General features: G+C 51.3%; 6 protein-coding genes. All 6 read right to left on the reverse strand.

Translation table 11 applies throughout. From position 1 onward, the window contains the following. Positions 1-103: 103 nt before the first annotated feature. Positions 104-3940: a helicase-exonuclease AddAB subunit AddA gene (gene addA, locus Q0Y54_RS02005; RefSeq protein ID WP_297963763.1), complete on the reverse strand. Its 3837-nt coding sequence runs from the start codon at positions 3938-3940 to the stop codon at positions 104-106. A 2-nt stretch (positions 3941-3942) separates the two neighbouring features. Next, a complete protein-coding gene (addB, locus tag Q0Y54_RS02010; RefSeq protein WP_297963765.1) occupies positions 3943-7476 on the reverse strand; it encodes a helicase-exonuclease AddAB subunit AddB in 3534 nt (1177 codons plus the stop codon). 224 nt (positions 7477-7700) lie between these two features. Further along, the gene (locus tag Q0Y54_RS02015) at positions 7701-8687 is read right to left on the reverse strand and encodes a phenylacetate--CoA ligase family protein (RefSeq protein WP_297963767.1); all 987 of its coding nucleotides are present in this window, start codon (positions 8685-8687) and stop codon (positions 7701-7703) included. A gap of 33 nt (positions 8688-8720) precedes the next feature. Then, on the reverse strand, positions 8721-9506 hold the full coding sequence (locus Q0Y54_RS02020) for a protein-glutamate O-methyltransferase CheR (protein ID WP_297963769.1): 786 nt from the start codon (positions 9504-9506) through the stop codon (positions 8721-8723). 75 nt (positions 9507-9581) lie between these two features. Further along, positions 9582-10847: a radical SAM protein gene (locus Q0Y54_RS02025; protein ID WP_297963771.1), complete on the reverse strand. Its 1266-nt coding sequence runs from the start codon at positions 10845-10847 to the stop codon at positions 9582-9584. Then, positions 10834-11447 (reverse strand): aminoacyl-tRNA hydrolase (pth, locus tag Q0Y54_RS02030; RefSeq protein ID WP_297963773.1); only part of this gene is annotated, 614 nt, incomplete at its 5' end. The genes Q0Y54_RS02025 and pth, both read right to left, overlap by 14 nt.

An 11447-nucleotide genomic window follows, 5' to 3' on the forward strand; every position in this document is an offset into this window, starting at 1 on the left:
CTATTTTCTTTATATTACTATGTATTTTTTTGCAAAACAAAAGAGCTGTGGAATATTTTTTCTGTTTTCCCACAGCTCATATAAAATATTTTATATTTATATTTTAAATTTCTATCACACTGCTGTCATGGAGCATATATAGATACCGTTCCTTTACCTGAATTCCCAATATGGCTTCCAGGGCTGAGGAATACAGCTGAAGCTGCAGCGCATACCGCCGTTTTACGGCCGAAGGCTCCGTATCCCTATCTGTTTTATAATCCAGCAGCACGTATTGACCATTCTTCTCCTTGAACAGCACATCAATGACGCCCTGACTGAAAATATATTCCCCCTCCACGTTATCATAATAGTCATCGGCCTTCAGCATGCGGCTGAAGGGCAGCTCCCGCCACAGCTCCGTCGCCTCCTTCAACCGTTGCCCGATATCCGTTTTAAAGAAGGATACTATTGATTTAACATTAACATAGTCTGCTTGCTCCTTGGTCAATATTTCATTGGCCACCATACGGGCCAGCTGTTCCTTTATATCGCCATAGTCCAAACTGCCCGATAAAGCCAGATGCTGCATTACCGAATGCATCAGGGTACCATATTCATTTCCCCGCAGCCCAGCCTTGCCCTGGTCTTCCTGAATAAACCGGGGCCGATTGAAAATGTATTCCCGGTGCTGGGCCGCCAGCTGCCGGCTCTCCTCCATGGTGGCCTCCCTCAGCACCTCCTGGGCAAAGCGCCGCTTTAGCTCCGACACCGTCAGCTTGGCTGGAACCTCCTTGGTGCCCCGGTAATCATAATCCAAATGTAAAATTTTCTCCAAGCCAGCATAATCCACCTGAATTGGCAACGGCTTGCCGACCTCCACGGCCTGTACCATTTCATTGCTCTCCCTGACTCCCTGACCAGGTACAGTAATGGTGCTGGCCTCCACCAGGGAAACAGACCAGTGGGAGTCCTGGCCCATGGCATCGGGAATAGCAGCCCGGACCTTGGTGGTACCGGAATACTCCACCAATGGCCTGCCATCAGGATGATGGGCTGCTGCTCTGGCTACCCAGTCCATAAATGAATTTACTGATAACAGGGTATACACCGGCAGCACCCTGTGGGTGGTATCAATGTACCTGCACCATTCCTCTATCCTGGAGCGAAGCCTTTTCTCCCGCCCTACCATAATCAGCTTTTCCCGGGCCCGGGTCATGGCCACATACAAAATCCGCAGCTCCTCGGCCTGTATCTCCCGCTTCAGCTTGGTCTTTATTGCCTGATAGGAAATGGTATCGTATTTGGTCATAAGCTCCGGGTGAACATATCTTATTCCCATGCCCAAATTCTTGTGAACAAGTACATCGCTTTTCAAGTCTTTGTCATTAAAGCCCTTGCACATATCAGCAATAACTACCACCGGAAACTCCAGGCCCTTGCTCTTATGGATGGTCATCACCCGCACCACGTCCTCCCCTTCACCCAGGGTACGGGCCATAGACAGATCCGTTTCCATATCCTTCATGCGCTGGATAAAGCGCAAAAACCGGAATAAGCCCTGATAATCCGTGCTCTGAAACTCCTGGGCCCTGGTTACCAGCATACGCAGATTGGCCTGGCGCAGAATGCCACCCCGCAGGCTCCCCACGTAATCATAATAGCCCGTATCCCGGAAAATCTGCCAAATAAGCTCCGGCACACTGACCTGACGGGCCAGCTGACGCCATATGCTGAGCTTGTTCAAAAAGGCGTCCACCTTTTCCTTAACAGCTTCCTCCAGGGTTGATTCAGGGGTGTTGGCCGCCAGCAGGGCCTCATACATATCCCCATCCCTGGCCCCCAGCCTCAGATTGGCCAAATCCACGGCACTTAATCCCACAATAGGGGAAAACAGAACGGCTGCCAAATGAATGTCCTGCTGAGCGTTATCAATTACCGACAACAGGGAATACATGGTCTGAATTTCCGTGGTCTGGAAAAAGCCCTCGCTGGCATTGGCGTACACCGGAATATCATTTTGCTGAAAAATTTCCTGAATAATATCCGCCTTGCCTTTAGTGGCCCGGAGCAGAACCACCATATCCCGCCAGGTCACCGGACGATAGCCATTGTTTTCCCGGCAATCCTTGTCAAAGACCATGTGCCCGCTGGCCTTGATTTCCTTTAACCGGGTGGCAATATATTGGGCCTCCAGCTCAAAGCCCTCCAAGTCCTCCTCTGAGTCTGCCAGCTTCTCTGAGTCTGTTGGCTCGCCTAAGTCTGTTGGCTCCGTTGCTTCCACCGTTCCCTGCTCCTTCACCGCCTGGGCTTGGGCCTCCATATCTATAAGGGCCAGCTCCACGTTGTCGGTCATGGTCTCTCCATGCTCCGGCTCCGTATAGCCATAGGGCTTGCCCTCATTAAGCATCGCCCGCTCATCATATTCAATTTCATTGGGCTTCGGAGTCATCACCTGGGCAAATACGAAATTTATGGCCCACAAAATCTCCCTGCGACTGCGGAAATTACGGCCCAGGGTAATAAGCTCCCCCTCCTTGTTATCCTGCTTCTCATAGGCCTTGTACTTTTCCAGAAACAGCTCCGGCTCCGAGGAACGGAACCGGTAAATGCTTTGCTTGACATCCCCTACATTAAAGGTGTTGCCCCTTCCCTCACCGGCAATCAGCCTCATAATAAAATCCTGGACCTCATTGGTGTCCTGATATTCATCCATCATAATTTCCTGATACCGCTGACGAAGAGCCAGGGCAACCTCTGAGGGCTGTAATTCCCCGGGCTCAGCCTCCGGTGAATTTAAAATATTCAGGGCAAAATGCTCAACATCACTGAAATCCACCACATTCCTTTGCTTTTTGGCATTGGCATAGGCTGTGGAAAAATCCCTCACTATTCTGACGATACAGGCTGCATCCTCACCGGCTGCCTTTAATTCCGGCAACAGCACATCCTCATCGGCCTGAACAAAGGACCGGATTTTGTTCAGGATATTCTTTGTAGCATCCGCCCTACCTTTAAAGACCTCCTTCACCTCCGGTTCCATGCCCTTTAAATTGCCAGGGATTCTAGGAATCTCCTTCATCAGTCCCAGGGCCAGATAAATTTCATGCCAGCCCTTATTTCCCCCTTCCTCCAGGGCCACAGCCACCCGTTCATAGGCCTCCGCTATAGCCTCAAATTTTCCCCGGACCTTGGGAAGGGCAAAATTTTCTACAATGCCCTTCAGCTCCCCAATATATTCCTTCACCGGCCCCAGGTGATCGGCTATTTCCTCAGCCATAATCGGCCACCACTTGGTTTCCTTCAGGGAAGAAATGCTCTCCCCCAATGGAACATAATCCTGGGCCAATCTGCTTAACCAAAGGTTCGGAAAGGGCTGATTTTGGGCCTTGGTATACAGATTCAGTACAATATTATAAAGGGCCGTATCTCCCCGGTCCGTTCCGTATTTATCGGCAAATCGCTGGAGGGCAGCATCGCCGGCCGTGTATTTGGCCTCAAACATATCCTCCAGCACATCCTGCTGTAAAATAGCCAGCTCGTTGTTATTGGCTATGCGGAACCTCGGGTCAATATCTATAGCATTAAAATTATTCTTTACCAAAGTTTGGCAGAAGGAATCAATGGTGGAAATATCGGCCCCGGACAGAAGAATAAGCTGACGCTCCAGCCGCCTTATCCGCCCCTTGTCCCGGTTCTTCCCCGCCATTTCCTGATTGATGGCCTCCTGAAGCCGTTTTTTTATCCGCTGCTTCATTTCCTCTGCCGCTGCTTTGGTGAAGGTCACTACCAAAAGGCGGTCCACCTCCCAGGCATCCGGGTCCTTTGCCGGATCCCGCAGCAGATGGGATACCACCCGCTCCACCAACACTGCTGTCTTGCCTGAGCCCGCTGCCGCAGATACCAAAATATTTTTATCGTCATTATTTATGGCCAGCTGCTGTTCCTGTGACCACTCCATGATTACCCCTCCCCTCCAGCTGTTGTGTCCGGCTTATCCTGCAATATATTCTCCTTAACTCTTTGGGTTATTAATTCCATGGCCTCATCATCGCTTCCCTCCAGCTTACGGTACCCATAGCCCTCCAGCTGTGGGTCAAAGCCGCATAGTGGATGATATTGGCAATAGGTACACGGCGTCTTTTTATTCCTGTTAACGGGACTGATATCAATTTGCCCATCCAGTATCTTTTCCCCCGTATCCTGAAGCACAAGCTGAATATATTCCATAAGGATGGCAAATTCCTCCCTGCTTTTCACTGCTTTCACGCTATTCTTATTGACAGAACCATCCTTGGAATATGCCAGCTTCAAAAAACGGCTCCTGTTGGCCGAGCTGAAGTTAATATCGATCTGCTCCGCCACCTCCCTGTCCAGCAGCACCCACCCCGGCATTTTAAGTGCTCTATCCAGCTCAGCCCGTATTTGGGCCTCATCATAGCTGTGATTTCCCATGGACAAAACCGGTCTCTTCAGGAAAAAATACAACATTCCCGCCGGCAGCTTCGGCTCGCTGCCGGACTGGTCCATAAGCTGCTTGGCCACCAGCAGATAGGTCAGCAGCTGCAATTTCAGACCATAATACACATCCACAACATTTATATACGCGCCACCCGTCTTATAATCAATTATCATAAAATGGCTGCCGTCCTCATTTACATCTATGCGGTCAATCTGCCCCACCAACTCCAGCCGGTTATTTTCGTGCAAATTATATACCAGCTCCAGGGCTTTCCCCGGATCGCCATAGGGGCCAAAGGACTGTTCAAAAACCTGTGGATGGAATTTACTTACCTGATCGAATTCGGCCAGACGCTTCAGGGCAAACCGGGCGGTGGCCTCCAGCCGGGCCAGCTGGGTCTCCAGCTGCTTGGAGGAATACAGCATACCATTATTCAGACGGGGAGCCAATTTATGCAGAAGCTCATGACACAGGCTGTCCCGTTCCTCCGCTGAAACATCACCCCAACGCCGGCCATCCTCCTTTAATTTTTCGCCGTACTCCTTTAACAGGGCATGAAGCAGGGTTCCCAGCTCCGGATTGCTGAACCGGTTGATCCGCCGTTCCTTCAGCTTAAGGCCATATTGGGCAAAAAATTGAAAGGGACAGCTGTTATACCGTTCAAATTTCGTCACTGACCCCCGCAGTATCCCCCTGGAGCCATACAGCTCCCTGGCAATATCCCGGGGCAGCTTGTCCTGCCGCGGATCCTTAAACAATCCCTGACGGATAAGTCCCAGGATATCCCGGACCTCATCCTCCTTTAACAGGTAATTGTACACCTTCTGCCACATGTCGGGCAGCTGTCCCCCATCCCGCAAATCCCTTAGGGCAATGGCCAAGGAGGATAAGCTCTGCCGCTTGTGGGCCAGCATTCCCAGCTGTTGGTCATGGGAGAATGTATTTATCCAGTCCAGGGGAATGGTTCTGAGGCTCTTGTCCGGCAGCAGCCCCTTAATCCGGGTCACCACCTCCGCCCCGGTGAGGGCATCACCGGCAGGGGAGGACAGGGGATAGGACACCCACATATATTCCCGGGCCTGGGTAAAGGCCTTGTAAATCAGATAGCTCTCATTGAAGCTGGCCTCTTCCCCCTGTACCGACAGCTCAATTATTTGCTTTTCATTTATATGCATCCGGTCCGCATCGGAAAGTACAGTATTTTCCACAGATCGGCGAGGCATAGCCCCGGCATTGGCTCCCAGAATGTATATGGCCTTAATGTTGTCCAGGGCATTCTGGTCAAAGGAGGCAATATTTACATAATCCAGTCCCGGCGGGATCAGGGCCATTGTCAGGGTGGACAGCCCCTCCTCCAGCAGCTGCTGAAGCTCCTTGATGCTCATTTTGGTATCGCCGCTGACCTCCACCAGCTGATCCAGCATTTCCATAATGTCATTCCACACCTGCTGATGCTCCCGGGCCACATCCAGGGCCCCGGCCCGTTCCGCCTGATCCGCCCAGTCCTGCAGGATTTGTGGCACATTCATATCCGTCAAAAATTGATAGATTTCCTGTATCATCTCCCGGGTGGTCCCGGCCCCCTTCAATCCATCCTGCAATTTCCCCATAGGCTCTGCCACCTGACGGCGAAGCTGATCCGCAGCCGCAGCCCTAAGCTGCTGCCTATCGTCAATTTTCTCCTGGTCATCCTCCAAGGAATAACGGGAATAGAAGGTCCAGGGCTCCGGCCGCCGCCATACCCGGCTGCCCCTCAGGTTAAATTCCAGGCAATAATTTTCCAGCAGGTCAATCTGCTGGGCCGTAAGCTGGAAAAAGCCGGTTTTTATACAGCAAAACAAATCATCATATGACCAGCCCCCGGTGCCGGCAATAGCCGACCGGATAAGCTCTGCCACAGGATGATTGGCACATTGCCGCTTCTTGTCACTGAAGAAGGGAATATCATAATCCTTGAACACAAAGCTGATTAAGCTTCCATAGGCCTCCTCATCCCGAACCAGAACCCCAATATCCCGCCAGCGATAGCCCTTTTCCCTCACCAGCCTTATAATATCCGCCGCCGCGGCTTCTACCTCCAAGCGGCAGGTGGCCGCCTCCACCAGGGAAAAATCCCGGGCCTCCTTGGGCAATACCACCTGCCCCCGGGCCAGACTGGCCTCCAGGGCCTTAATTACCGGATTGATAAACCGCTGTATTTCCCCGAAATGCCTATATTCCACCGGAATATTATATTTTGCAGCCAGCCTCAGCAGCTTATTACGGCTGATATAGGCCCGATAAAACAAGCCGGAGGCCTCCTGATTGGCCCATTGCCCCTCCGCCCTGTTCATATCATCCATATTGAAGGTAATGTGAATATTGGCCCCATATTGAAACAGCCCCTCCAGCACCTGCAGCTCCAGGGGGTTAAAAAACAGAAAGCCATCCAGCCATATATCGGCTCCCTTAACCAGCTGGGACAGGGGAAGCCGCTCAGCCAGGGTACTCATAATATCCTTGCCGTCGTTGTAATGGCCGGCCATGGCCTCATTATAATCGCCATATAAAAGAACCAAATCCTGCAATTTATTGATAAGGCGGATATCCTCCAGCTCCTCACTGGCTGCCCGGAGCTGCTCCGGGGAAATACCATAGCCCTTAAATTCGTTTATAATACCACTTAGTATATTGGCAAAGCCCCGCTGACGTGAGGCCCGCCCAAAGGCCTTGAGCTCCCGGCAGCGTTTATCCAAAATCCCCTTCAGCAAAAGCTGACGTCCCATATCCGTAATACTTTGCTCCAGGGCTCCCCCTGTTTCCTGCAGCACCTGATAGGCAAACCGCTTAAAACCGTATACCTGACACCGCATATAGCCCCGTCCCTGGCTTTCCAGCATGGCAGCCAGCTGACGCTCCACCTTGAAGGTCATGTGCTCAGGCAACAACAATATAATGGCCGGCCCCAATGGCCTCTCCTCCAGCTCCCGCTGAAGCTGCTCAAGGACATAGGTGGTTTTGCCACTGCCGGCCCGCCCCGTGATTATTTCCAGCATAAATAATTCTCACCCCCGCTAAAATAAAATCGGACTGAATTGAACAGTCCGGTTTTTATGAACAAAAAGGGCCAGTATTCCTGACCCTAAAGCTTAGTTTGTTAACCCCACGCTGACTGGTGCCAAGTCTCCCTCCTCTTAAGTGAGAGAAAGGCATCCATAGGCTCTGGATTAATTCGACTACACTCAGTAGGCATATAAATCCCCCACTGAATAAGCCTCATTTAATGGGAAACTGCACCTTCATATTCAGTTGGCTCGGCCACCCGCATCATGGTACGGCCACACTTGCATTCACCATCCAGGCGCAGCACCGCATGACCGGTGCGCAGGCGGAAAATAGGCATAGCCTCATTGGACAGGGAGGTAAGCACCAATTCCCCCACCCTATGGGGCTCTGTAATAACCTGACTGCCGCCAAATTCCACAATTTCCGGATAGAAAAAATCCTCCTGAATATGGAAGCCCTTGTCCACCGGACACTGATACATAATACCGGCACAACCAAAGCCTGGTGAATTGTACACCGTATTGGTATTCACATTCATCCGCCGCTCCAGATAAGCCCGCATCGGATTATGGAGTGTTTCCTCCAGGCACACTATAGTAGGCAGATACAAATCCTGGGCATTTTCGCCGTTGGCCTGCAGCTTAACAATAAGCTGGGTAACCAAGCGGAAATCACTGATAAGCACATCCACATGACAGCTGGTCATCAGCTCCACAATATTATCCATATTGCTGCCCATCAGCATAACCGATGCCCCCATCCCCTCCAGGGCATACTGTACATCCATCAGGCGGCTGTCCGAGGCCTCCCCCAGCAGCCCTACCACCGTGGTGTCATTGATGCCATAGGCCACCAATACCCTGGTCATCATTTCCAGCTGTCGGGCTATATCCCCGCTGGTATACATTTTTATAAAGGTCTCCGCATCCCCCTGCCGGGATATGCGCAGTACACCGCTAAGGGGCAGGGTAAGCATATCAAAAATGGAGGTCTCCTTCAGGACGCTCCGCTCCATAAAGGGGAGCTTGGCAATATCCGCCAGGGTTTTAATATCCCCAGGCGTCACCCCGGCCTCTTCAAAGGCCCGCTGATAATAGCCGCTTTTTTCACTGGCCCACTCCACCCGCTTAATGAGGGCCTCCAGCTGAAACGCCTCCAGCTGGGCCCGATTCATGGTCTCTATCTTTGGATTAGCAATCATCGAATTGTCTCTCCTATACCAACAAGACAAGCATCAGGTAAGAGGCTTCTGATAGAAGAATGGCTGGAAGCTGGTATACCCTAACTTGCGGAAATTCAAAATAGCCTCAGTAGCGCCAACGAACAAAATTCCTCCCGGCTTCAACGCCTTGAAGAAGTTGGCATAAAGCTGATCCTTTGCTTCCTCGGTGAAATAAATAACCACATTGCGGCAAAGAATCAAATCAAAACCGCTCTCAAAATTATCCTTCAACAGATTGTGACGCTTAAACTCAATGCAGTCCTTAATCTCCTGGGATACCAGATACTTATCCCCGCTCTTGGTGAAATACTTCCGCTTGCGCTCCGGATCCATGGCCTTCAGCTCATTATCCGTATATTCACCCTTACGGGCCTTGGCCAAAATCTCAATATCCAAATCCGTAGCCAAAATCCGGTGGCGGGTACCTGGGGTCAGGGTTTTCATAATCATAGCCAGGGAATAAGGCTCCGCACCAATGGAGCAGCCTGCACTCCAAATATTCAGCTTGCTGCTGCGCTTCATCAAATCTGGAATAACATCGGTTTCCAGCTTGGCAAACTTATCCGGTGTACGGAAGAATTCCGAAACGTTTATGGTAAGATACTCAATAAACGCCGCGAAATCATCATGATCCTGAACTACCTTGTCAAAATAGCCGGAATAGGTATCAAACCCATTTCTCTTGGCCAGATTCATAATACGGCGCTGCATCTGAGGTGCCTTATATAAATCCAAGTCTATTTCAGTCTTTGCCTTTAATTTACCCTTAAATTCCGTCCAATCCTGTTCTGGTGTCATATAAATCCCTCCAAACATTCTATGTACATATACATATTCAACCTTAAACTGAAAAACCCTTTATTTTTTTTAATATTACCTATTCTCCCCCTCAACATAATGGCTGAAGCTGCCAATAACCAGCTGAGGAAACGCCCCTTTCAGCTCAGCTAAAAACCGCCTTGTCCCCACAAAGGTGGATTGGGGCTCCGGCATTATATTCAGGAAGGCATCCGGGTCAATATTTAAATTCCTTACCTGAATCATCTGCACCGGCAGCTCCCGGAAAAACTCCTTCCAGGCCGCCAGCTCCTCCTCCCGGTCGTTAAAGCCGGGAAAATACAGCATATTCAATGACACATAAATACCATGCTCCAGGGCATAGCGGATGGAGTCCTTTACATTATCCAGCCGGTAATTGCTGCGATAATAGGCCCCATAGCTTTCCGGAATGGCACTTATTATGCTGACCCGCATGGTGTCAAGGCCTGCATCCACTATTTTTCGTATCCCCTCAGTATACCCGGCGTTGGTATTTATATTAATCTGCCCCTTACCGGTCCTTGCCCGTATAAGCCTTATTCCTGCCGCAATATTATCGGCCGCCAGGGAAGGCTCTCCCTCGCAGCCCTGGCCAAAGCTGATAATGGCCTCAGGTGCATTGTCCAAGTGATAAATCCCCAGCTGGGCAATCTGCTCCGGCGTGGGCCGGAACTTAATCCGGCTCTGGGGGGATGGACAGCACTCCGCCGGCTGCAGGGATATACAGCCAAAGCAATTGGCATTGCACACCGGGGAAGTGGGAATGCCGCATTCCCACCGGCGATAAAAAATATTTTCCGCCGTACAGCAATGCCACTCCAGGGAGCAATTGGCCAAATGGTCAATAAGGGGATTGTCCGGCAAATCCTTCTTTACCTGCTTGACCAGCCGCTTTAAATTTTTGGTATTATAATGCTCCGGATCCCATTTATGATTTTCATCGGTGTAAATAGCCGCCCCATAGAGCTGATCCCTGTAGACACATACCGCCGTATAGCCATATAGGGGCAATTGGCCGGCCTCCTCCGCCAGCTGGAAGGCCGGCAGCAGGGTCCGGGTATAGCCTGCCGGTAAAATAGCCGATACCGCATTTCCTGTCAGGGTCAGCACCTCCCCGTCCTGGCCCATGCCCACTGCCTGCCGGTCCGGCAGAAACATCAAATCAGCACTGTCAGGCAGGGGTATCAAATCATCCGGGGTCAGCAGCCGCAGCTCATCCCCCTCCCGGCCCATGGCCAAAATCCCCGGGGCATCAAATATTTCTCCATTTTCATCGGCATAGAGGGCAATAATCGGTTCCCTCCCCTTATTCCTGGCCATGCTGTTCCTCCTCTGCTAAATCAATTTCCCTTATCTCAGGGCCATCTGCCCCCTCAGGGGACGTATCCGTATTCTTCCAGTTGTTTTTGGGCTTCTTCTGCTTTTTGGGATTGTATTTATTCATGGCGTTGTCCACGCTCTCCGTCACCATGCACTCAATGGCGGGAATAAGGTACCGGATCGCCTCCTGAATTTTGGGCACATCCTCTTCGGGGAAATTGGCCAGCACGTGATTAATAACGGTCCACCCCGGCAGGGGACGGCCTATACCGATACGCACCCGGCTAAAATGCTCATCCCCCACATGGGCAATGGTGGACTTAATGCCATTGTGGCCGCCGGCACTGCCCTTCTTCCGTATGCGAATGGTTCCTGCAGGAATATCCATATCATCATGGCAAACAATAAGATCCTCCGGCTCCAGCCTGTACCAGCGCATCAGCGGTCCTATGCACTCCCCGCTGTTATTCATATAGGTCTGGGGCTTCACCAGCAGCACCTTCTCGGCACCGATGCGGGCCTCGGCCACCAGGCCCCTCTCCCGTTCCTTCCAGGGCTCTGCCCCCAGATGCTCCGCCAGGGCGTCCACCATCATCCACC

It is taken from the genome of uncultured Anaerovibrio sp. (assembly GCF_947302755.1).
Lineage (GTDB): Bacteria > Bacillota > Negativicutes > Selenomonadales > Selenomonadaceae > Anaerovibrio.

Excerpts from the sequence above, each read along its gene's own strand:
- addA (WP_297963763.1), bottom strand. The coding sequence starts at position 3,940 with ATGGAGTGGTCACAGGAACAGCAGCTGGCCATAAATAATGACGATAAA.
- addB (WP_297963765.1), bottom strand. The coding sequence starts at position 7,476 with ATGCTGGAAATAATCACGGGGCGGGCCGGCAGTGGCAAAACCACCTAT.
- Q0Y54_RS02015 (WP_297963767.1), bottom strand. The coding sequence starts at position 8,687 with ATGATTGCTAATCCAAAGATAGAGACCATGAATCGGGCCCAGCTGGAG.
- Q0Y54_RS02020 (WP_297963769.1), bottom strand. The coding sequence starts at position 9,506 with ATGACACCAGAACAGGATTGGACGGAATTTAAGGGTAAATTAAAGGCA.
- Q0Y54_RS02025 (WP_297963771.1), bottom strand. The coding sequence starts at position 10,847 with ATGGCCAGGAATAAGGGGAGGGAACCGATTATTGCCCTCTATGCCGAT.